This window comes from Variovorax sp. ISS6, from assembly GCF_056523145.1.
This window is the reverse complement of sequence record NZ_JAWRZC010000001.1, coordinates 2,523,537-2,543,718: the sequence shown is the minus strand read 5'-3', so window position 1 is coordinate 2,543,718 and position 20,182 is coordinate 2,523,537. Positions and strand designations below refer to the sequence as shown.

General features: G+C 71.5%; 19 protein-coding genes. 15 read left to right on the top strand and 4 right to left on the bottom strand.

All coding sequences use genetic code 11. The annotated features are described in order from the left end of the window. Nucleotides 1-63 precede the first annotated feature (63 nt). The 3 genes from AC1HIL_RS11605 to AC1HIL_RS11595 all read left to right on the top strand — a co-directional run bounded on the left by AC1HIL_RS11605 (nucleotide 64) and on the right by AC1HIL_RS11595 (nucleotide 1,745). On the top strand, nucleotides 64-825 hold the full coding sequence (locus AC1HIL_RS11605; RefSeq protein WP_057596396.1) for a hypothetical protein: 762 nt from the start codon (nucleotides 64-66) through the stop codon (nucleotides 823-825). A gap of 70 nt (nucleotides 826-895) precedes the next feature. Continuing rightward, nucleotides 896-1,243 carry an NIPSNAP family protein gene (locus tag AC1HIL_RS11600; protein WP_479671849.1) on the top strand — a complete coding sequence of 116 codons (348 nt, stop codon included), beginning with the start codon at nucleotides 896-898 and terminating at the stop codon, nucleotides 1,241-1,243. Between the two features lie 130 nt (nucleotides 1,244-1,373). After that, nucleotides 1,374-1,745, top strand: a complete 372-nt coding sequence (locus AC1HIL_RS11595; RefSeq protein WP_261217756.1) for a nuclear transport factor 2 family protein — start codon at nucleotides 1,374-1,376, stop codon at nucleotides 1,743-1,745. 18 nt (nucleotides 1,746-1,763) lie between these two features. Here the strand turns inward: AC1HIL_RS11595 and AC1HIL_RS11590 are convergent, their stop codons facing one another. Next, nucleotides 1,764-2,792: a LacI family DNA-binding transcriptional regulator gene (locus tag AC1HIL_RS11590; RefSeq protein WP_261217758.1), complete on the bottom strand. Its 1,029-nt coding sequence runs from the start codon at nucleotides 2,790-2,792 to the stop codon at nucleotides 1,764-1,766. Nucleotides 2,793-2,861: 69 nt separating this feature from the next. On the opposite strand from AC1HIL_RS11590, the gene AC1HIL_RS11585 reads away from it, so the two are divergent. The 5 genes from AC1HIL_RS11585 to AC1HIL_RS11565 are packed head-to-tail and all read left to right on the top strand — an operon-like array spanning nucleotide 2,862 to nucleotide 7,787. Further along, on the top strand, nucleotides 2,862-3,683 hold the full coding sequence (locus tag AC1HIL_RS11585; RefSeq protein ID WP_479671848.1) for an SDR family NAD(P)-dependent oxidoreductase: 822 nt from the start codon (nucleotides 2,862-2,864) through the stop codon (nucleotides 3,681-3,683). Nucleotides 3,684-3,724: 41 nt separating this feature from the next. After that, nucleotides 3,725-4,702: a tripartite tricarboxylate transporter substrate binding protein gene (locus AC1HIL_RS11580; protein ID WP_479671847.1), complete on the top strand. Its 978-nt coding sequence runs from the start codon at nucleotides 3,725-3,727 to the stop codon at nucleotides 4,700-4,702. Nucleotides 4,703-4,706: 4 nt separating this feature from the next. Next, nucleotides 4,707-6,263: a class I adenylate-forming enzyme family protein gene (locus AC1HIL_RS11575; RefSeq protein WP_479671846.1), complete on the top strand. Its 1,557-nt coding sequence runs from the start codon at nucleotides 4,707-4,709 to the stop codon at nucleotides 6,261-6,263. Continuing rightward, nucleotides 6,260-6,994, top strand: a complete 735-nt coding sequence (locus AC1HIL_RS11570; protein ID WP_479671845.1) for an SDR family oxidoreductase — start codon at nucleotides 6,260-6,262, stop codon at nucleotides 6,992-6,994. Before AC1HIL_RS11575 ends, AC1HIL_RS11570 begins: the two co-directional genes overlap by 4 nt. A gap of 10 nt (nucleotides 6,995-7,004) precedes the next feature. After that, a complete protein-coding gene (locus AC1HIL_RS11565; RefSeq protein WP_057596389.1) occupies nucleotides 7,005-7,787 on the top strand; it encodes a citryl-CoA lyase in 783 nt (260 codons plus the stop codon). 12 nt (nucleotides 7,788-7,799) lie between these two features. Here AC1HIL_RS11565 and AC1HIL_RS11560 read toward each other — a convergent pair whose 3' ends face one another. The 3 genes from AC1HIL_RS11560 to AC1HIL_RS11550 all read right to left on the bottom strand — a co-directional run bounded on the left by AC1HIL_RS11560 (nucleotide 7,800) and on the right by AC1HIL_RS11550 (nucleotide 11,818). Further along, nucleotides 7,800-10,223 (bottom strand): TonB-dependent siderophore receptor, encoded by a 2,424-nt coding sequence (locus tag AC1HIL_RS11560; RefSeq protein ID WP_479671844.1) that lies wholly within the window; start codon nucleotides 10,221-10,223, stop codon nucleotides 7,800-7,802. Between the two features lie 111 nt (nucleotides 10,224-10,334). Next, a complete protein-coding gene (locus tag AC1HIL_RS11555) occupies nucleotides 10,335-11,309 on the bottom strand; it encodes a FecR domain-containing protein (protein ID WP_479671843.1) in 975 nt (324 codons plus the stop codon). After that, nucleotides 11,306-11,818 carry a sigma-70 family RNA polymerase sigma factor gene (locus tag AC1HIL_RS11550; protein WP_057596386.1) on the bottom strand — a complete coding sequence of 171 codons (513 nt, stop codon included), beginning with the start codon at nucleotides 11,816-11,818 and terminating at the stop codon, nucleotides 11,306-11,308. Before AC1HIL_RS11550 ends, AC1HIL_RS11555 begins: the two co-directional genes overlap by 4 nt. Nucleotides 11,819-12,030: 212 nt before the next feature. Here AC1HIL_RS11550 and AC1HIL_RS11545 point away from each other — a divergent pair, with 212 nt between their 5' ends. The 7 genes from AC1HIL_RS11545 to AC1HIL_RS11515 all read left to right on the top strand — a co-directional run bounded on the left by AC1HIL_RS11545 (nucleotide 12,031) and on the right by AC1HIL_RS11515 (nucleotide 19,710). Then, on the top strand, nucleotides 12,031-13,149 hold the full coding sequence (locus AC1HIL_RS11545) for a serine hydrolase domain-containing protein (RefSeq protein ID WP_479671842.1): 1,119 nt from the start codon (nucleotides 12,031-12,033) through the stop codon (nucleotides 13,147-13,149). 65 nt (nucleotides 13,150-13,214) lie between these two features. Further along, complete coding sequence (locus tag AC1HIL_RS11540) at nucleotides 13,215-14,132, top strand: LysR family transcriptional regulator (protein WP_261217785.1); 918 nt, start codon at nucleotides 13,215-13,217, stop codon at nucleotides 14,130-14,132. Nucleotides 14,133-14,276: 144 nt separating this feature from the next. Beyond that, nucleotides 14,277-14,960, top strand: a complete 684-nt coding sequence (locus AC1HIL_RS11535; protein WP_413764279.1) for a hypothetical protein — start codon at nucleotides 14,277-14,279, stop codon at nucleotides 14,958-14,960. Between the two features lie 41 nt (nucleotides 14,961-15,001). Then, complete coding sequence (locus tag AC1HIL_RS11530; protein ID WP_093348525.1) at nucleotides 15,002-16,318, top strand: MFS transporter; 1,317 nt, start codon at nucleotides 15,002-15,004, stop codon at nucleotides 16,316-16,318. Between the two features lie 4 nt (nucleotides 16,319-16,322). After that, nucleotides 16,323-17,045 (top strand): DUF2848 domain-containing protein, encoded by a 723-nt coding sequence (locus AC1HIL_RS11525; protein WP_479671841.1) that lies wholly within the window; start codon nucleotides 16,323-16,325, stop codon nucleotides 17,043-17,045. Nucleotides 17,046-17,059: 14 nt separating this feature from the next. Continuing rightward, entirely contained in the window at nucleotides 17,060-18,406 is a 1,347-nt protein-coding gene (locus AC1HIL_RS11520; RefSeq protein ID WP_479671840.1) for an amidase, read from the top strand. A gap of 152 nt (nucleotides 18,407-18,558) precedes the next feature. Continuing rightward, entirely contained in the window at nucleotides 18,559-19,710 is a 1,152-nt protein-coding gene (locus AC1HIL_RS11515) for an IS481 family transposase (RefSeq protein ID WP_479670417.1), read from the top strand. The last annotated feature ends 472 nt before the right edge of the window (nucleotides 19,711-20,182 follow it).

Here is a 20,182-nt window from a genome sequence, read left to right as displayed (position 1 = left end):
GCCGTCATCCCGCCTTCATCTGGGTTCGTCACCATCGCCGCCACGAACCACGAGGAGTGATCCATGGGCCTGGCCATCTGCGTCGGCATGCTTGCCGAGCTGCTCGAAGACGATCCCGAGGGCGCCGAGGCGTTCGAGGAGGACCTGGCGGAAGTCAACCGCGTGCTGGCCGCCGCCGGCCTGCCGCCGCACACCGAACCGCGCGAGGCGATCGAGTTCGATTCGCGCGCCTCGATCGAGAGCTTCCCCTACTCCTTCATCCATTACCTGCGCCGCGCCTACGCGCACCGCGTGCTCGCGCCCGACTGGGTGGCCACGCCGCTGGCCGACGACGTCGATCCCACGGCCGACCCGAAGATCCAGACCCTGCTCGACAGCGAGGACAGCCACCTGCTGTGCCATTCGGATGCCGAGGGCTTCTACGTGCCGGTGGACTTCAAGGAAGTGCTGTTCGACGAGCGCGACGAGGACGATGAAGCCGAGGAAGAGGACGAGGAAGAGGACGACGAGGACGTCGACCTCTCGCGCGGCCCCGAGGAAGACGACATCGAGGACGAGGAAGAGGACGAGGAGGACGACGAAGCCCTGGGCCTGCCCGGCGGCATGCTCGGCTCCTCGTACCGCCTGCTCGAGGAACTGGTCTACGTGGCGCCCGCGCTGGGCATCCACCTGAACAACGGCAAGCTCGGCGACGAGGAGGCCGAGCGCATCGACGCGCTGATCGAGGACGACAACGGCCTCTACCGCGAGTACGCGGCCTGGCTGCTGCTGTACGAGGCGGCACGGCTGAGCATCGCGCATCGCACGGCGATCGTGTTCTGCTGAAGCACGCCGCGCTGGCTCGCCGGCGCGGCACGCGGTACAACGGTGGCCGGCACCCAGGAAGGACATCCTCATGACCCGGCGACTGCTCGAGATCCGCACCTACCGGCTGAAACCCGGCACCCTCGAAGCCTTCCACGAGGCCATGCACGCGCGCGCCGTGCCCATGCTGCGCGCCAGGGGCATGGACGTGGTGAGCTACGGCCGCAGCGACCACGAGGAAGAGAGCTACCACCTCGTGCGCGCCTATGCCGATCGCGCGGCGCTCGAGGCCGAGCAGTCGGCCTTCTACGGCTCGACCGAATGGCGCGAGGGCCCGCGCGCCGCGCTGGTGGACCGCATCGAGACCTACCTCAACACGCTGCTCTGGGCCTCGGGCGAGGCGGTGGACAGCATGCGCGCGCTCAACGCGCCGGACTGAGTCCGGCCCGGCGCGCTTGTCATTCCCGGTCTTTCCCGATGGGCGCCGCGCGACCGGCGGCCTACACTGACTCCAGCCGTTCCCATTCCCCCCAACCCCGTTGCTGCGATCCGCAGAAAGGCCGCTACCCATGACCACGATGGACACGATGGAAATCGCCAACACGCTCGTCGAGCTGTGCCGCCAGGGCGCCTACGAGGAAGCGCTGGCGCTCTATGCGAGCGACGCGGTGAGCGTCGAGGCCGGCGGCCCGCCCGACATGGCGCGCGAGGTGCGCGGCATCGAGGCGATCCGCGGCAAGGGCGAATGGTGGACCTCGAACCACGAGGTGCACGGCATGATCGTCGCGGGCCCGTGGCCGCACGACGACCGCTTCATCGTCGGCTTCAAGATCGACGCCACCTTCAAGACCAGCGGCGAGCGCTTCACCATGGAGGAGATGGCGCTCTACACGGTGGAGGACGGCAAGATCGTGCGCGAGGAATTCTTCTACGCGGCCTGAACGCCGCCCTGCCGCGCCTCAGCGCGCGGGCGCCGCGCACGACGCGCCGATGGTGAGCGCCAGCGGCACGTGCACGCTGCGCCGCGCCTCGGGCGCGCGCCCTTCCACCCGTTCGAGCATCAGTTCGGCCGCGGCATGCGCGGCGCCCTCGATGTCGAAGCGCAAGGTGGTCAACGGCGGATCCATCAGCGCGAAGGCGTCGTCGGTGCCGATGCCCACCACCGAGAGCTGCGCCGGGATGCGCAGGCCGCGCTCGCGCGCGCTGCGCAGCGCGCCCGACAGCAGCCGCGTGCCGAGCGCGATCAGCGCGGTGGGCGGTGCCGCGAGCGCGAGCATCGCGTCCATCTGCGCGGCCGAGGATTCGATGGCCGAACTCAGCATGCACACCAGCGCCTCGTCGTAGCCGAGGCCCGCGCGCCGCAGGCCGTCGCGGTAGCCGAGCAGCTTCTCGCGCCCGGGCCGGATCGCGGGATTGGGGCCGAACAGCGCGATGCGCCGGTGGCCCAGCGACACCAGGTAGTCGACCGCCGTGGCCACGCCCTGGCGGTGGTCCTGGCAGACCGCGTCGGCCTCGAAGCCGGTCTCGCGATCGAGCACCACCAGCGGCAGCTTGCAGCGCGCGAAGGCGTCCTGCGCCGCGGGCAGGTCCTCGCGGCTCGGCGAGACGAACACGCCCTCGAGCCGGCGGTTCTCGAACAGGTGCAGCAGTTGCGCCTCGCGCTGCGGCTGGTCGAAGGTGCTGCCGACCAGCACCGAGAAGCCCTCGGACTGCAGCCGCGCCTCGACCGCCGCGAAGAAGGCCGAGAGGAAGGGATTGGCCATGTTCGAGACCATGAAGCCGATCGCCTTGCTGCGCCCGGTCTTCAGGTGCCGCGCGCTGAAGTTCGGCACGTAGCCGATGCCCTGCGCGGCCTTCTCGACGCGCTTGCGCACCTCGGCGCTGACATAGCCGCTGTGGTTGAGCACGCGCGAGACGGTGGCCACCGAGGTCTCGGCGGCGCGCGCCACGTCGCGCAGCGAGACCGCCTGGCTGGGCGTTCGGCTCATAGTTTTCCCTTATGCAAACGTTCCATGGATTGCGGCCTCCTGGGCGCTCACTTTAACCTTGGAATCGATATGGAAACGTTCTCAGAAACAAGGCGCGATTTCGCCGGCCGCACGGTGCTGGTGGTGGGTGGCGGCCAGGCCGCCAGCGGCGATCCTCAGCTCGTGGGCAACGGCCGCGCGATCTGCGTGCGGCTCGCGCGGCGCGGCGCGCGCGTGGTGTGCGCCGATCGCGACCTCGAGGCCGCGCGGCACACGGTGGCCGCGCTCGAGGCGCAGGCGCCCGGTGCGCGGCATGTGGCCCTGGCCGCCGACATCGGCGACCCGGCCCAGGTGCGCGCGCTGTTCGCCACGCTGGCCAAGGGCGACATCGTGCTCGACGCGCTGGTGCTCAACGCCGGCATCAGCGACCGCCGGCCGCTGGCCGAGGTCACGCCCGAGAGCTGGGACGCGATCCTCGGCGTGAACCTGCGCGGCCACCTGCTGTGCGCGCAGGCGGCGCTGCCCGCCATGCAGCACGGCGGCGCGATCGTGTTCGTCTCCTCGCTGGCCGCGCTGATGCCCGCGGGCCGCAACCCGGCCTACGAGAGCTCGAAGGCCGCGCTCTCGGCGCTGTGCCGCGCGGTCGCGCTCGAGGGCCATGGGCGCGACATCCGCGCCAACATCGTGCGCGCGGGCCTGATCGACACGCCCATGGGCCGCGCCGCGAGCGCCGCGCGCCCGGGCCGCGCGAGCGGGCCGCTGCCCTTCGGCCGCCAGGGCAGCGCCTGGGACATCGCCAACGCCGCCTGCTTCCTGCTCTCGGACGAGGCCGCCTACATCAATGCCGCCGAGCTGCCGGTGGACGGCGGCCTGCGCCACGGCATCGCGCGCGCGCCCGGCGCATCGGCCTGAGCCCTTCCTCTCTTTTTCTTCCCGCTTTTCGGAGACAAGCCTTGAAACGACGTTCCCTCCTGGGCGCCGGCGCCCTCGCGCTGGCCGCCCTCGCCACCGGCGCCATGGCGCAAACCCCCGCCTGGCCCGCCAAGCCGCTGCGCCTGGTCGTGCCCTTCCCGCCCGGTGGCGCGGCCGACCTGTTCGCGCGCCTCGTGGGCACCGAGCTCGCGCAGGCGCTGGGCCAGCCGGCGATCGTGGACAACCGTCCCGGCGCCGGCGGCAACATCGGCGCGCGCGAGGTCGCCAACGCGCCGGCCGACGGCTACACGATGATGCTCGGCACGGTCGGCACGCACGCCATCAATCCCACGCTCTACGGCAACCTGCCCTACGACACGCGCAAGGCCTTCGTGCCGGTGGCGATGGTGGGCTCGGTGCCCAACGTGCTGGTGGTGAATCCCGCGCTGCCGGCCAGGACGGTGGCCGAGCTCACGGCGCTCGCGAAGCGCTCGCCGGGCAAGCTCACGATGGGTTCCTCGGGCAACGGCAGCAGCATCCACCTGTCGGGCGAGCTCTACAAGCACCTCGCGCACGTGAGCATCCTGCACGTGCCCTACCGCGGCGGCGCGGCCGCGCTGACCGACCTGATCGGCGGCCAGATCGACCTGATGTTCGACAACCTGCCGACCTCGCTGCCGCACATCGCCAAGGGCTCGCTGCGCGCGCTGGCAGTCACCGGCGCGCAGCGCTCGCCGCTGTTGCCCGAGGTGCCGACGATGGCCGAGGCCGGCCTCGCGGGCTACGAGTCCACCGCCTGGTCGGGCCTGTTCGTGCCGGCCGGCGTGCCCGCGCCGGTGGTGGCGCGGCTGCACGACGAGGTCGACAAGGCGCTGCGCAGCGAGCGCGTGAAGGCGCGCTACCGCGACCTCGGCGCCGACATCCTGCCGATGCCGCAGCCGGCCTTCGACCAGTTCGTGCGCAAGGAGTACGACAAGTGGGCCGAGATCGTGCGCGTCTCGGGCGCGAAGGCGGAGTGAGCGGATGCGGCCGATCGATTTCCTGCTGCGCGCCGCGCGCCGCCATCCCGACAAGGTCGCGCTCTCGGGCCCCGAGGGCGCGCTGAGCTACGCCGAGCTGCTGGCCCGCACCGAGGCGCTGGCCGCCGCGTTCCAGGCACTGGTGCCCGATCCGCGCGGGCGCATCGCGATCTGCGCGGGCAACCACCTCGCCCACGTGGTGTCGCTGTTCGCGACCCTGCTCGCGGGCCGCATCTGGGTACCGCTCAATCCGCGCGCCGGCGCCGACGAGCTGTGCCGCATCGTCGACTTCACCGAGGCCGCGCTGGTGATCGCCGAGCACGAGCAGGCGCCCAAGCTCGAGGCCACCGGCGCGCCGCGCGTGGTCTACCGGCCGGGCGCGCTCGGCACGGCGCCCACCGACTGCGAACTCTCGGCGCTGCTGGCCGCGCATGCGGGCCACCGGCCCGTGCCGGTGCGCCACGACCTGGCCGAGATCCAGGCGATCAAGTTCACCGGCGGCACCACCGGCGCGCCCAAGGGCGTGATGCAGAGCTACCGCGCGTGGAACACGACCATCGTCTCGATCATGCAGGCGATGAAGCTCGACGCCGATGAGCGCTACCTCGCGGTGGCCTCGATCACGCACGGCACCTCGACCTTCCTGCTGCCGGTGCTCGGCAGCGGCGGCACGGTGCTGCTGCCGCGCTCGACGAAGCCGCGCGAGGTGCTCGACCAGCTCGAGCACGACCGGGTGACCGCGGTGTTCATGCCGCCCACGCTGATCTACAGCCTGCTCGAGGACCCGACGGCCCGCGGGCGCGACTGGCGCGCGCTGCGCCACTTCGTCTATGCGGCGGCGCCGATGCGCAGCGCGAAGATCGTGGAGGCGCAGCAGGTGTTCGGCCATGTCGAGACCGGCTACGGCCAGACCGAGGCGCCGGCCATCATCTCCTACATGCCGGTGGAGGACGCGCTCGATCCGCGCAACCTCGAGTCGGTGGGCCGCGCCGCGCTGATGACCGAGGTCGCGATCATGGACGCGTCCGGCACGCTGCTTCCGCCGGGCCAGGGCGGCGAGGTGGTGGTGCGTGGCGACCTCGTGATGTCGGGCTACTGGAAGCAGCCCGAGAAGACCGCCGAGGCCTTCCACGACGGCTGGCTGCGCACCGGCGACGGCGGCTATCTCGACGAGCGCGGCTTCCTGTTCCTCAAGGACCGCATCCGCGACCTGATCATCACCGGCGGCTTCAACGTCTACCCGACCGACGTGGAGAACGTGCTGGGCCGCCATCCGGCCGTGTACGACTGCGTGGTGATCGGCGTCGACGACGACAAGTGGGGCGAAGCCGTGCATGCCGCGGTGCAGCTGCGCGAGGGCGCGGCCTGCGAGGCCGCCGAGCTCGTCGCCTGGGTGCGCGAGCGGCTCGATCCCGTCAAGACGCCGAAGGCGGTGCACTTCTTCGACGCGCTGCCGCGCACCGCGAACGGCAAGGCCTCGAAGAAGGATGCACGCATCGAAGTGCTGCGGCGCATGGGCGCCGGCAGCGAGACCTCCTCACCGCATCACGCCACGCCATGAATTCCACGCCAAGCACCGACCGCCACGCCCTCGTCACCGGGGGCTCCTCGGGCATCGGCCTCGCGATCTGCCGCCGCCTCATCGAGAGCGGCTGGCAGGTCACCAGCCTCGACCTCCAGCCGCCGCCCGATGCGCGCAGCGGCACGCACCTGCGCGTGGACATGGGCGACCGCGCGGCGCTCGCGGCCGCGCTCGCCGAGGCCTGCGGCCGCCACCGCTTCACCGGCCTGGTGAACAACGTGGCCGCGATCCGCCCGGCGCCGCTGGAGACCACCTCGCTCGACGACTTCGACCTGCAGATCGGCGTGACCGCGCGCGCAGCGCTGCAGTGCGTGCAGGCCGTGCTGCCCGCGATGCGCGCGGCCGGCGGCGGACGCATCGTCAACATCACGAGCCGCGCCGCGCTCGGCAAAGAGCTGCGCAGCGGCTACTCGGCCGCCAAGGGCGCGCTCAACGCGCTCACGCGCACCTGGGCGCTCGAGCTCGCGGCGCAGGGCATCACGGTCAACGCGGTGGCGCCGGGCCCGATCGCCACCGAGGCCTTCAAGGCCGCGAATCCCGCCGACAGCCCGCGCACGCGGCGCATCGCCGAGGGCATTCCGGTGCAGCGCTTCGGCGAGCCCGCCGAGGTGGCGCACGCGGTCGATGCCTTCATGCACCCGATGGCCTCGTTCATGACGGGCCAGGTGCTCTATGTCTGCGGCGGCATCACCGTGGGCCTGGCGGGCTGAGGGGCCGGCGATGACGATCAGGACCGAGATCGGCTACACCACCCCCGACGCGATCCACGTGCGCGGCATGAACCTCGCCACCGAGATCATCGGCAAGCTCGACTTCGTCGAGATGCTGTGGCTGCTCGCGATGGCGCGGCTGCCCGAGCCGCGCGAGAAGGCCATGGTCAACATGCTGCTGGTGACCGCGGCCGACCACGGCCTCACGCCGAGCGCGATCGCCACGCGCATGACCTGGCTCGGCGCGCCCGAGTCGCTGCAGGGCGCGGTGGCCGCGGGCCTGCTGGGCGCGGGCTCGAACTTCCTCGGCACAGTGCAGAACGTCAGCGAGATGCTGCTCGCGGCCGCCGAAGGCCTGGCCGACGACGCGAGCGATGCCGAAGTGCGCGAACGCGCGGCCACGCTGGTGCGCGAGCGCCGGCAGGCGAAGCGCAGCATCCCGGGCATCGGGCATCCGATCCATGTCGACGGCGATCCGCGCGTGCCGACGCTCCTGGCCGTGTCGAAGGCCAACGGCTACTTCGGGCGCCACTGGCGCCTCGCGCTCGCGCTGGTCGAGGTGTTGCGCGAGGACCATGGCCGCCACCTGCCGCTCAACGCGGCCGGCGCCAACGGCGCGGTGCTCGCCGACATGGGCCTCGACCCGCTGCTGGGCCGCGGCCTCGCGCTGGTCGGGCGCGCGGCCGGGCTGGTCGCGCATGTCTGCGAGGAGTCGCGCGCGCCGACCGGGCAACAGCTCTGGGACCTGGTGCTGCGGCAGGACCCGCGCAACGTGCTGCCCGCGCGCGGCTGAACCGCCGCGGGCTCAGAAGCTGTACCTGGCGCTCAGCAGCGCGCTGCGCTCGGCGCCCCAGTAGCAGGCGCTGCTCGCGCAGGTCGAGAGGTAGCGCTTGTCGAGCGCGTTGCTCACGTTGAGCGCGAAGCGCCAGTGCGGCAGCTCGTAGTACAGCGCGAGGTCGAGCAGCGTGCGTCCGCCCACCGCGATCTGGTTGGCCGCGTCGCCGTAGGTCTTGCCGACGTAGCGCAGCCCGGCGCCCACGCCGAAGCCCGCGAGCGCGCCGTCGAAGCGGTAGTCGCTCCAGACCGAGGCGATGTGACGCGGCACCAGCGCGGGGCGGCGGCCCAGTTCGCTCTTCACGTCGCTGCGCGTGACCTCGACGTCGTTGTAGGTGTAGTTGAAGACCAGGTTCCAGCGCCGCGCCGGACTGGTCTTGGCCTCGAGCTCGAGGCCGCGCGAACGCGTCTCGCCGACCTGGCGCGTGAAGCCGGTCAGGCCGTCGGTGGTGGCGGCGTTGGTCTTGCGCAGGTCGAACAGCGCGGCCGTGTAGAGGCTGTCGCTGCCCGGCGGCTGGTATTTGAGGCCGAGCTCGAACTGCTTGCCGCGCGTCGGCTCGAAGGCCGCGCCGGTGGCGGTGTTGGTGCCGATCAGCGGCAGGAACGAGGTGGCATAGCTCGCGTACGGCACCAGGCCGCTGGCGAAGCCGTAGCTGAGCGCGGCGCGGCCCGAGAAGGCCTGGTCGCGCTGCGCCTGGCGCTGGCCGTTGAGCCGGTTGTCGGTGGTGGTGCGCGCGCGGTCCCAGCGGCCGCCGAGCGTGGCGAGCCAGCGCTCGCCGAAGCGGACCTGGTCCTGCAGGTAGATGCCGCTCTGGTACTGCGCGACGCGGCTGTCGAGCTGGGCCGTGGCCGGCAGCGCGAAGGCCTGGCCGTAGACCGGCGCCAGCAGGTCGAGCGTGGGCTCGGCGCCGATCCAGCGCTGCGCGTGGGCCTTCACGCGCGACAGGTCCAGCCCCAGCAGCAACTCGTGCACCGTGTCGCCGAGCGCGACGCGGCCCGCGAGCTGGTTGTCGATCGCGACCTGGCGCAGGTTCTCCTCGCGCCGGAACGCATAGCGGTTGAGCGTGCGGCCATCGGCGCGCAGGCCGTTGAGCATGGTCTTGTTGAACACCGGCACGTCGACATCGCCCACGCGCGCGTTCTGGCGCAGGCGCCACTGCTCGCCGATGCGGTGCTCGAGCTCCCAGCCGACCGAGCCCTGGTTCTGGTGGAAGCGGTCGAAGCCGCGCTCGGAGTACGAGATGTGCGTGGGCACCGGGCCGGGCCAGGTCCACGACCAGTTGTTCGCGAGCGTGCTGCGGTCGCGCAGGTAGTCGGCCAGGAAGGTGATCTCGGTGTCGCCCGAGAGCTTCCAGCGCACCGCGCCCGCGAGGTAGGCGCGGTCGTTGCGGTCGTCGAACACGTTGTTGCCGTCGCGCGCGAAGCCGGTCAGGCGCCAGGCCACGCGGCCGTCCTCGCCGGCCACGTCGCCGATGTCGAAGGCGCCCTGCTTCACCTCGTGCGTGCCCGCGCCCGCCTCGACCTCGCGCAGGCGCGTGCCGGTGGGCCGCTTGCTGGTGCGGCTCACCAGCCCGCCGGCCTCGGCCTGGCCGTAGAGCACCGACGAGGGGCCGCGCAGCACCTCGATGCGTTCCATGCCGTAAGGCTCGGTGCGGAACAACGCGTAGCTGTAGCTGGCCTGGCGCAGCCCGTCGCGGTAGTCGCTGGTGGCCTGGCCGTTGAAGCCGCGGATCATCAGCCAGTCGTAGCCCTTGGAGTCGGGGCCGTAGGTCTCGATCGCCACGCCGGGCACGTAGCGCAGCGCCTCGGTCACGCTCTGCACGCCGCGCGCATCCATCTCCTGGCGGCTGATCACCGAGATCGCCTGCGGCGTCTCGACCAGCGCGGTGTCGGTCTTGGTGCCCATGGCGCTTCGGCGGGCGACGAAGCCGGTGTCGTCGGCCAGCGTGGGCGGCGCCGGGTCGGCGTTCACGCGCACCTCGGGCAACTGCGCGGCGCCCGCCGGGGACGGCGGCGGCGCCACCGCCGCCGGCGCGGCCACGCGCCCGAGCGAATAGCTGCGGCTGCCCTTGTCGACCAGCGCGTGGCCGCTGCCCGCGAGCAGCCGCGCGAAGCCCTCGCGCATGCCGAAGCGCCCGCGCAGGCCGGGGCTGCGCAGGCCGTCCAGCGTGGCCGGGTCGAAGGACAGCGGCACGCCGGCCTGGGCCGCGAACTGGGCCAGCACATGGCTCAGCGGGCCGGCGGGAATGTCGTAGTCGGCGCGCGCCTCGGGCGGCGCGGGCTCGGCCGCGAGGGCGCCGGCGGCCGAGCCGAGGGCGGCGAAGGCAAGCCCCAGGCACAGGGCGCGCGCGGTGCGGGCGAGTGGAGGGGGCGCGGAGGAACGGCGGACGGACAAGATGCTTCCTTCTTGGTGCTGCATGCAGGCGGTGGACGAAAGGGCAGGCCTCGGTCTCGAGGCCCTTCTTCCGGTACACCGCGCGAGCGCGAAAAAGGGATCAGCTTTTTTTCAGCGCGCCTCGACCACGGTCCAGTAGCGCGTGATGCCGCCGATGCGCACCGGCAGCGTCTTGGCCAGCAGCGCCAAGCTGGCATCGGTGTCGCGCAGCAGGAAGGCGCCCGACACGCGCAGCGCGGCGACCGCGGGATCGCAGCGCAGCACGCCGCCGCGGTAGCGCGAGAGCTCCGCCACCAGCGCGTCGAGGCGCATGTCCTTGGCCACGACCATGCCGTGCTCCCACATCAGCGCCGCCGGGTCGGCCGGCGCCTCGGCGCCGAGCCCCGCGGGGCCGATCGCGCCCTGCATGCCCGCGGGCACGATCCGCGTCTGCCCGGTGGCGGCCGAACGCAGCTCGACCGCGCCCTCGTAGACCGCCACGCGCAGGCTGTCGGCCTCGCGGCGCACGGTGAAGCGCGTGCCGAGCGCGCGCGCCGTGCCCTGCGGCGCCTGCACCACGAAAGGCCGCGCCAGCGAGGCCGGCAAGGCGTCGTGGCCGGTGGTCAGCAGGATCTCGCCCGCATGCAGCCAGAGCCTGCGCCATTCGGCATCGAAGCGCACGTCGAGCGCGGTGGCGGTGTTGAGCACCACCGTCGTGCCGTCGGCCAGCGTGAGCCGGCGCTGCTCGCCGGTGGCGGTGCGCAGGTCGGCGACCCAGTCCTGCCACGGCTGCTCGCGCCACAGCCACCAGGCCGGCGGCGCGGCGAGCGCCACGGTGGCCAGCAGATGCAGCGCCTGGCGCCGGCCACGCGGGCGCACGCGGCGCAGCGCGTCGCCGCCCACGCCCTCGGGCACCTGCGCGAACAGGGACTGCACCGAGGTCGCGCGGCGCCAGGCCTCGGCATGGGCGGCGCTCTGCCGGCCCCAGCGCGCGAAGGCCTCGTGCTCGCGCGGATCGGCCGGGCCGCCGCCGAGGCGCACCATCCAGTCGGCGGCCTCGCCGAGCAGCGCCGCACCCGGTTCCTGCGGAACGCCCACGCGGTTCATGCGGCCGCCAGGCAGGCGACGAAGGCCTTGCGCATGTGGCGCTTGACGGTGACCTCCGAGGTCCGCAACTGCGCGGCAATCGCCGCGTAGCCGAGGCCATCGAGTTGCGCCAGCAGGAAGATCTCGCGCGTGCGCGCCGGCATGGCGCGCAGCAGCGCATCGACGCGCTGCAGCGTCTGCAGCACCAGCAGCCGCGTCTCGGGCGACGGCGCCTCGGCCTCGGGCCGGTGGGCCAGCGCCTCGAGGTAGGCGCGCTCGACCTCGGCGCGCCGCCAGTGGTCGATCACCAGGCCCTTGGCGATGTGGGTGAGCAGCGCGCGCGGCTCCTCGCCCCAGTGCTGGCGGCGCCGGTTGGCGAGGATGCGGACGAAGGTGTCGTTGGCGAGGTCGGCCGCGTCGCAGGCATTGCCCAGCCGCGCGCGCAACCAGTGCCGCAACCATCCGTGGTGCTCGGCATAGAGGCTCGCGACGTCGCCGGCGGATTCGGCGGTGGTGGCAGGGGCGGACATGGCGATTCGGGCACGGGCCGGGCGGATGGCTCGATCGCGCCGGCTTGCAAGTTAATAAGAACGTTTCTCATTTAATTATGCATGAGGCCACGCGGCGCCCGGCCGGTTACGGCCGTTACGCGGGTGACGAAGCCCGGCCGCGGGCGCGTTGCGGCGCGATGGGCCGGCGCCCGAAGATGCGCGGCCATCCGCCACACCGAGCCCTCATCGCCATGCTTCGCCATCCGCTCCCGCGCGCCCGCCTCGCCGCGCTCGCACTCTCCTCGTTCGCCTTCGCCGCGGCCCACGCTCAGCCCGCGACGGGCTTCGACACCGCGCCCGCGCGGCTGGCCGCCGAGGTGCTGGGCCAGCGCCCCGGCACCGTCGTCGCCGGCACCTGGCGCGAGGGCATGGCGCACCTCGCCATCCTGCGCAACGCGCCCCGGCACACCGGCACGGCCAGGGCGATGACGCCCGGCGAAGCGCAACCGGTGTTCGAGATCGGATCGATCAGCAAGGTCTTCACCGGCCTGCTGCTCGCACAAGCGGTGGAGCGCGGCGACTTCTCGCTCGACGACACGCTGGGCCGGCTGCTCGCCGACAAGGCCACGCTGCCGCCGCCCGTGGCCGCGATCACGCTGCGCCAGCTCATCACCCACACGGCCTGTCTGCCGAACCTGCCCGCGCTGCCGGCGCGCCCGCCGGGGCCCGACTCCAATCCCTTCGCCAGGCCCACGCGCGCCCACCTGATGGTGGCGCTCTCCTCGCTCGAGCTCGCGCAGTCGCCGCCGTGCGCGCCGCGCTACGGCAGCCTCGGCATCGCGCTGGTCGGGCAGCTGCTGTCGGAGCGCTATGGCCGGCCCTGGGACCAGCTGGTGCGCGAGCGCATCGCCGTGCCGCTGGGCATGAAGGACACGGTGCAGCACCTCGACGCGGCGCGCGCGAAGCGGCTGCCCCAGGGCTACGCCGGCGATGCGGCGCGCGCGCCCTGGGAATTCGGCGCGCTGGCCGCGGCCGGCGCGTTGCGCAGCACCGTGCCCGACCTGCTCCTGTTCGCACGCGCATTGATGGCCGGCCGCGCAGGACCGCTGGGCGCCGCGGCCGAGCGGCTGCGCGAGCCGCTGTCGGCGCAGGGCGAGTACGACGTCGGCTATGCGCTGCGCATGCGCGATCCGGCCGCGGGCGGCGCGCAGCGGCGCATCTACTTCCACACCGGCCAGACCGGCGGCTACCGCGCGCTGCTCGCGTTCTCGCCGGCCACGAACGGGGCGCTGGTGCTGCTCGCGAGCAACGACGCGGCCGCGGTGGTGCCGGTGCTGGACGCGCTCACCCTCCCCCTCGCCGCGAAGTAGCCATGCGGGCCGTCCCGGGGTGGCCGCCGCGCGATTGCCGGCACAATCCCCGCGGACACACCTGCATGAACACACGATTCGTCGAAGCCTTTCTCTGGGCCGCGCGGCTGGGCAGCTTCCGGGCCGCGAGCGACCGGCTGCACATCACGCAGGCGGCCGTGTCGAACCGCGTCGCCTCGCTCGAGGAAGACATCGGCGCGCGCCTGTTCGAACGCGACGCGCGCGAGCTGCGGCTCACGCCCGTCGGCGTGCGCCTGATGGACTACGGCGAGCGGCTGCTCGAGCTGCGCCGCGAGATCGTCTCGCTGGGCCGCCCGCGCGAGGACCTGCTGGGCCTGGTGCGCATCGGCGCGATCGAGACCGTGGTCCACACCTGGCTGCTGGGCTTTCTCACCAACCTGCGCTCCACCTATCCGGGCATCGAGGTGCAGCTCACCTCCGAGACCACGCTGGCGCTGCACCGCGGCCTGCGCGAGGGCGCGCTCGACATCGCGCTGCAGACCGACCACATCGCGGGCGCGGGCATCGTGAGCACGCCCTGCCTGCCGATGCCCATGGGCTGGGTCGGGCAGATGAGCGCCGAGGGCACGCAAACGGTGGAGCAGTTGCTGCGCCAGCCGGTGCTGACCATGAGCCCGGGCTCGCAGCCGCACGAGGCGCTCAAGAACCTCTACCGCGCGGTGGGCATCCCGCTGGGCAAGGTGCATTGCGTGAGCTCGATCTCGGCGCTCGCGCGGCTGGTGAAGGCCGGCTTCGGCAATGCGCTGGTGCCGCTGCCGCCGGTCTACGAGTACGTGGCGGCCGGCGACGTGCGCATCATCGAATGCGATGCGCTGATCTCGCCGCAGCGGCTGGTGGTGAGCCATCTCGAGGCCGCCGACTCCGACGCCATCCGGCTCGTGGCCGAACTGGCCTGCCGGGCCTCCGACCAGTTCACGGCCGCGGCGGTCGCACCAATCTGGAGCGGAACCATAGAGGGTTAACCCTCGAAACAGCGCATTTGCGCCCCAGCGAGGGGCCAGTAATTCTTGTGGCTGTCGCCCAGAAAAACTCGTTTGTGACAGCCTGACCCCGCGACGGAAGATCGCGCCTTCTTTTTTCGAAGGCCCGCTCCCGCTTCCGCCGCCATGACTTCCACCGCCACCGCTTCCGAACCTTCCGCCGCCGAGAACGGCCTGCTCTTCGTCGCCTGCGACGTCGATCCCGCGGCCGACGAGGCCGACTTCAACCGCTGGTACGACCGCGAGCACGTCGAGGAACGCGTGCGCATTCCCGGCTTCCTTTCCGGCGCGCGCTACTTCTCGCTCGAAGGCGGCCGCCGCTACCTCGGCCTGTACCGCACCGCCTCGCTCGAGGTGTTCCGCTCGGCCGGCTACCGCGCCGCCTTCGAGCGCCAGACGCCGTGGTCGATCGCCAACCTCGACCGCATGCGCGACCCGATCCGCCGCGTCTGCGCGGTGCGCGCCGTCACCGGCTTCGGCAGCGGCAGCCATATCGCGGTGCTGCCGCTCGAGGTGGCCACCGATGCAGCGGCGCTCGCCGAACGCGCCGTCGAGGCCGGCCGCCGCCTCGCCGGGCAGCCGGGCTTCGTCCAGTCCTTCCTGCTGCAACCCGACGTCGCCCTGAGCACGCCGCTGCCGCGCGAGCGCAGCGAAGGCCGCGTGCTGCAGCCGATGCTGGTGGTCGAGACCAGCGGCGCCGACGCGGCCCGCGCCGCGCGCGCCACGGCCGCCGCCGCGCTCGATGCCGATCCCGCGAGCGGCTGGCTGCTCGCGCTCGGCTGGAAGCTGCACGCCGGCGAGCTGGCCTGACCGACCGCCTCCTTCACCTTCTTCCTCGTTCCAGGATCCTCATGACCGAACACGCTCTCCCGGCCGCGTCCGCCGCGCACGGCGCCAAGCCCGCCAAGATGGGCCGCCTCGCGATGGCCAGCTCCATCGGCACCACGCTCGAGTGGTACGACTTCACCGTCTACAACATCATGGCGGCGCTGGTCTTCAACGCGATCTTCTTCCCCTCCTTCGATCCGCTGACCGGCACCATCCTCGCCTTCTCGACCTACGCGGTCGGCTACATCTCGCGCCCGCTCGGCGGCGTCGTCTTCGGCCACCTCGGCGACCGGCTCGGCCGGCGCTTCGTGCTGGTCGCCACGCTGGTGATCATGGGCGTGTCGACCGGCCTCATGGGCCTGCTGCCGACCTACGCGAGCTGGGGCATCTGGGCGCCGGTGGCGCTGGTCGCGCTGCGCTTCGTGCAGGGCGTGGCGCTCGGCGGCGAATGGGCCGGCGCGGTGCTGCTGTCGATGGAGCACGGCAAGCCGAACGAGCGCGGCCGCAACGCCTCGTTCACGCAGGTCGGCCCCTCGGCCGGCACGCTGATCGGCACCGGCTTCATCGCCGCCGTCTCGGCCTGGCTCAGCCCCGAGGACTTCCAGTCCTGGGGCTGGCGCATCCCCTTCGTCTCGAGCGTGGCGCTGGTGCTGTTCGGCCTGTGGCTGCGCCGCGGCGTCGAGGAAACGCCGGTGTTCCGCGAGATGGAGCAGAAGCAGGAGACCGCCAAGACCCCGATCAAGGAAGTGCTGGGCCAGCACTGGCGCCGCCTGCTGGTGGCCGGCGGCTCGCGCATCGGCTCCGACGTGCTCTATGCGCTGGTGGTGGTGTTCACCCTCACCTACGTGACCACCGTGCTGCACCTGTCGCGCCCGCTGGCGCTGACCGCGACCATGATCGGCGCGGCCTGCAACGCGATCTCGGTGCCCTGGTTCGGCAGCCTGTCGGACCGCATCGGCCGCCGTCCGGTCTACATCATCGGCGCGCTCTGCGGCATCGTCTGGGCCTTCGTGTTCTTCGTGCTGATGGACAGCGCCAAGCCGCTCGCGATCTGCGCCGCCGTGGTGGTCGGCCTCGTGATCCACGCCATGATGTACGGCCCGCAGGCCGCCTTCGTGACCGAGCAGTTCCCGAACCGCGTGCGCTATGCGGGCTCCTCGCTGGCCTACACGCTGGCCGGCATCCTCGGCGGCGGCTTTGCGCCGCTGATCATCGCCAGCCTGTTCAAGTCCTACGGCAGCACGCTCGCGGTCTCGCTCTACGTGACCGGCGCGCTGTGCCTCACGCTGGTCGCGCTGCTGGTGGCGCGCGAGACCGCGCACGAACCGCTGGAGGCCTGAAGCGATGACCCGCAACACCCTGCACATCGCGTGCGAAAGCATCGCCGAGGACGGCACCCGCAGCAGCGCGCTGCACGCCGTCGCGCCCAGCGCGCTGGTGGTGGCCGGCTGGACCGGCCGCGACAGCGCCGCCATCGAGCACCACATCGAGGAGCTGGCCGCGCTCGGCGTGCCGCGCCCTTCGAGCGTGCCGCTGTACTACCGCATGGCCTCGCTGCTGCTCACGCAGTCCGCCGAGATCGAGGCCCTGGGCGACCAGAGCTCGGGCGAGGCCGAACCGCTGCTGTTCTTCTCGCGGGGCGAGTGGTGGCTCGGCGTGGCCTCGGACCACACCGACCGCCAGGTCGAGAGCTATTCGGTCGCCGTCTCCAAGCAGATGTGCGCCAAGCCGCTGGCCGCCTCGGCCTGGCGCTGGCGCGACGTGCAGGCGCACCAGGACGCCATCGAGCTGCGCTCGCGCATCTTCGAGGACGGCCGCTGGGTCGACTACCAGCGCGGCACCCTGGCCGCGATCCGCCCGCTGGCTTCGCTGCGCGACGGCCTGCCGGGTCTTGGCAAGGAGCCCGAGGGACTTTTCATGACCTGCGGCACACTGGCGGCGCTGCCCAACGCGCGCGGCGAGGCCATCCGCCCCGCCGCGCAGATGGAAATCGAGTTGCATGACGCGCGCCTGCAGCGGCGCATCGTCCACCGCTATGCGGTGCGCGTCCTGCCCGTGATCGCCTGAACGCCAACTCTTTCATGACACAGAACGACTCCACCATCGGCGCGCTGCGCGCGCGCATCGCCCGCGGCGAACTCACGCACGAGGCGCTGATCGAGCAGGTGCTCGACGGCGCCGCGCAGCCCGCGGCCGCGCACGTCTTCACCCGTCTCTACGCCGACGCCGCCCTGGCCGCCGCGCGCCATGCCGATGCCGCCCGCAAGGCCGGCGTGCAGACCGCGCCGCTCGCCGGCCTGCCGGTCTCGATCAAGGACCTCTACGACGTGGCCGGCGAGACCACCCTGGCCGGCTCCATCGCCTGCCGGGGCGAGCCTCCGGCCGCGCGCGACGCGACCGTGGTGACGCGGCTGCGCGCGCAGGGCGCGGCCATCGTGGGCCGTACCAACATGACCGAGTTCGCGTTCTCGGGCGTGGGCATCAACCCGCACTACGGCACGCCGCGCAACCCGGCCGATGCCGAGGTCGCGCGCATTCCCGGCGGCTCCTCGTCGGGCGCCGCGGTGTCGGTGGCGCTGGGCCTCGCGGTCGCGGGCCTGGGCTCGGACACCGGCGGCTCGATCCGCATTCCGGCCGCGCTGTGCGGCATCGTCGGCTTCAAGAGCACGCAGTCGCGCGTGCCGCGCACCGGCGCCTTCGAACTCGCGCGTTCGCTCGACACGGTGTGCGCGATGGCGCGCAGCGTGGAGGACTGCCTGATTGCCGACGCCGCGATCGCCGACGCGCCGCTCGTGGTGCGGCGCCGGCCGGCGCAGGGGTTGCGGCTTGCGGTGCCGAAGACGCTGATGTTCGATGCGATCGAGCCTGGTGTGGCGCGGGCTTTCGAGCGGGCTGTTCAGGCGCTGTCGAAGGCGGGGGCGCAGATCGTCGAAATTCCCTTGAGCGAACTGGCGGAGATCGGGACGGTCAATGCGCCGGGGGGGTTGTCGCCTATCGAGGCTTCGGCTGTGCATCGGGAACGGTTTGCTTCTAAGCGCGAGGCTTTCGACTCTCGGGTTGCGGCGCGGATTGCCTTGGGGACCGAGGTGCGGGCGGCCGATTACATCGCGCTGCTGGATCGGCGGCGGGAATGGATTTCTCGGGTCGAAGGACGGCTTGAAGGCTTCGATGCGCTGTTGTGTCCCACCGTGCCTATCGTGGCGCCCGCCATCGATTCGCTGGCTGAGGATTCGGCGTTCTTCCAGGCGAACGGACTGTTGTTGCGGAATACGTTTGCGATCAATTTGATGGATGGGTGTTCGTTCAGCTTGCCTTGTCATTCAGCTGGGGAACTGCCTGTTGGGTTGATGCTTTCCTCTGTTCGAGGGGATGACTCGCGGTTGGCTGGGGTTGCATTGGCTGTTGAGGGCGTGCTGCGGGTGGGGTGAGGTTGCTCTTCTTGTTTAGGCCGTTGGCCGGGTCTCGCCCCGGCGGGCGAGTCACTTTCTCTTGTCTCGCTGTATGGACCGGGGACCTGGGTAACAGGTGTGCGCGGACATAGGAAACACTTTCTGGGTCGATACGCCCGAGGAAGTGCCCTATGCCCTGGCAGCCGAGAGACCTGATGGACACCAAGCGAGAGTTCGTAGAGCTGGCCCTGCAAGACGGCGCCAATCGGCGTGAGCTGTGCCGGCGATTCGGCATCAGCCCCAAGACCGGCTATGCGCTGCTCAAGCGCTATGCGCAGCAGGGTATCGCCCAGGCATGTACGCCTCGCAGCACGCGGCCGCTGAACTCGCCCACGCGCAGCCCTCACGACCTCGAGCAGGCCGTCATCGAACTGCGCCACGCACACCCCACCTGGGGCGGGCGCAAGATCGCCCGCCGACTGGCCGACTTGGGCATGAGCGACGTTCCCGCCCCCAGCACCGTGACCAACATCCTGCATCGCCACGGGCTCATCACGCCCGAGGCCAGCTTGGCCAGCGAACACTGGCATCGCTTCGAGCACGAACACCCCAACGCCTTGTGGCAGATCGACTTCAAGGGCGACTTCGGCATGGCCACGGCTCGTTGCTATCCCCTGACCCTGCTGGACGACCATTCCCGCTTCAACCTGGCCCTGAAGGCCTGTGCGAGCGTGGGCATAGATAGCGTTCGCCCCCACCTGGTGCAGGCCTTCAGCCGCTATGGGCTGCCGGTTCGCATCAACTCCGACAACGGTGCGCCTTGGGGCGCTCCGCGCCAGCCCGAGCACGGCCTGTCCGAGCTGAGCGTGTGGCTCATCAGGCTGGGCATCCGCGTCAGCCACAGCGCGCCGTACCACCCACAGACCAACGGCAAGATCGAGCGCTTCCATCGCTCGTTGAAGGCCGAACTGCTCGCAGGACGCAGCTTCAGCGATCTGAACCAGGCCCAGGCAGCCTTCGAGCGCTGGCGCGGCATCTACAACCATGAGCGCCCGCACGATGCGCTGGGTCTGCTCACCCCGGCCAAGCGCTATACGGTCAGCCCAAGACCCTATCCGAAGCACTTGCCGCCCATCGAGTACGAGCGCGGCGACACGGTGGTCGCCGTCAAGCACAACGGGGAAGCCAACTTCCGAGGCCACAGGCTCAAGGTACCCAACTGCCTGCTCAAGCTGCCCATCGCGTTCCGGGCAGATCCCGCGCACGACGGGCGCTTCAACGTGCTGTTCTGCCACCACCCATTCATGCAGATCGACTTGAAATCGATCCCCACGAAGCCTTAACCTGACAACGTGTTTCCCATGTCCGCGCACACCTGTTACCCAGGTCCCCGGTCCATACATCTCGCCAAGAGAAAGTAACCAAAGAGAAGGCGACCCCAACTGTCTGTGTCCCTCCGCTTCGCTACGGGCAACCTGCGGTGCTCGGAGAAAGCGGGGGTCCGCAGAACTCGCTCCACTTCGTTGCGCTCAGACAGCTGCGGCCCTTATCCCGCTTTCTCCTGCGCTCCTCGGCACAGCCAGAGGGGATGAGGGTCAACGCGCCGTGGCGCGTCCTTGTGTGGTGAGTGCGCATGCGTAGGCCCTGGACCTTTCACCGAGGCCGAGCGAAGCGACGGCCCGACCCACCCCCTCTGGCTGCGCCGAGGAGCGCAGCGTTTCGCGGATCAGGGCTCGCAGCTGTTTGAGCGAAGCGAGTTCTGCGAGACCCCGCGAAACGCGAGCACCGCAGGTTGCCCGCAGCTTCGCTGCGGGT

Bases quoted from the DNA above. Each gene is read 5' to 3' on its own strand.
- AC1HIL_RS11605 (WP_057596396.1), top strand. From the start codon at position 64: ATGGGCCTGGCCATCTGCGTCGGCATGCTTGCCGAGCTGCTCGAAGAC.
- AC1HIL_RS11600 (WP_479671849.1), top strand. From the start codon at position 896: ATGACCCGGCGACTGCTCGAGATCCGCACCTACCGGCTGAAACCCGGC.
- AC1HIL_RS11595 (WP_261217756.1), top strand. From the start codon at position 1,374: ATGACCACGATGGACACGATGGAAATCGCCAACACGCTCGTCGAGCTG.
- AC1HIL_RS11590 (WP_261217758.1), bottom strand. From the start codon at position 2,792: ATGAGCCGAACGCCCAGCCAGGCGGTCTCGCTGCGCGACGTGGCGCGC.
- AC1HIL_RS11585 (WP_479671848.1), top strand. From the start codon at position 2,862: ATGGAAACGTTCTCAGAAACAAGGCGCGATTTCGCCGGCCGCACGGTG.
- AC1HIL_RS11575 (WP_479671846.1), top strand. From the start codon at position 4,707: ATGCGGCCGATCGATTTCCTGCTGCGCGCCGCGCGCCGCCATCCCGAC.
- AC1HIL_RS11570 (WP_479671845.1), top strand. From the start codon at position 6,260: ATGAATTCCACGCCAAGCACCGACCGCCACGCCCTCGTCACCGGGGGC.
- AC1HIL_RS11565 (WP_057596389.1), top strand. From the start codon at position 7,005: ATGACGATCAGGACCGAGATCGGCTACACCACCCCCGACGCGATCCAC.
- AC1HIL_RS11555 (WP_479671843.1), bottom strand. From the start codon at position 11,309: ATGAACCGCGTGGGCGTTCCGCAGGAACCGGGTGCGGCGCTGCTCGGC.
- AC1HIL_RS11550 (WP_057596386.1), bottom strand. From the start codon at position 11,818: ATGTCCGCCCCTGCCACCACCGCCGAATCCGCCGGCGACGTCGCGAGC.
- AC1HIL_RS11545 (WP_479671842.1), top strand. From the start codon at position 12,031: ATGCTTCGCCATCCGCTCCCGCGCGCCCGCCTCGCCGCGCTCGCACTC.
- AC1HIL_RS11540 (WP_261217785.1), top strand. From the start codon at position 13,215: ATGAACACACGATTCGTCGAAGCCTTTCTCTGGGCCGCGCGGCTGGGC.
- AC1HIL_RS11535 (WP_413764279.1), top strand. From the start codon at position 14,277: ATGACTTCCACCGCCACCGCTTCCGAACCTTCCGCCGCCGAGAACGGC.
- AC1HIL_RS11530 (WP_093348525.1), top strand. From the start codon at position 15,002: ATGACCGAACACGCTCTCCCGGCCGCGTCCGCCGCGCACGGCGCCAAG.
- AC1HIL_RS11525 (WP_479671841.1), top strand. From the start codon at position 16,323: ATGACCCGCAACACCCTGCACATCGCGTGCGAAAGCATCGCCGAGGAC.
- AC1HIL_RS11520 (WP_479671840.1), top strand. From the start codon at position 17,060: ATGACACAGAACGACTCCACCATCGGCGCGCTGCGCGCGCGCATCGCC.
- AC1HIL_RS11515 (WP_479670417.1), top strand. From the start codon at position 18,559: ATGCCCTGGCAGCCGAGAGACCTGATGGACACCAAGCGAGAGTTCGTA.